At 38.6% G+C, this 303-nt stretch carries 1 protein-coding gene; it reads left to right on the top strand.

The features are described from left to right. Positions 1-303: DJ-1/PfpI family protein (locus AOA61_RS21660; RefSeq protein ID WP_178075206.1), on the top strand; the 303-nt coding region annotated here is incomplete at both ends.

The following is a 303-nucleotide window of genomic DNA, read 5'->3' as shown; positions in this document are numbered from 1 at the left end:
TATGAGGTGCTTAGAAACATTGATGGTGCAAGGGTGTATTTTGTGGCTGAAAAAAAAGGTGAGATTATGGCTGATTCTGGGTTTGTTGATATTAATGTGAAGCATAGTATTGAGGATATTAAAGAAGCTGATATTCTACTCATACCAGGCTCAGCTATCGCGTTCGTTAAAGAGATGAAAAATGAGAAGGTGATGAGTTGGATAAAGGAAATTGATAAAACCACAAAATGGACAACATCAGTTTGCTCAGGCTCTATGCTGTTGGCTGCTGCAGGATTACTAGATGGATTGAAAGCAACCTCA

Origin of the sequence: Pseudomonas sp. 2995-1 (assembly GCF_002742505.1) — a bacterium.
Classification (GTDB): Bacteria; Pseudomonadota; Gammaproteobacteria; order Pseudomonadales; family Pseudomonadaceae; genus Aquipseudomonas; species Aquipseudomonas sivasensis.
Note: the sequence above shows the minus strand (reverse complement) of the source record. Positions and strands in the feature narration are given on the sequence as shown.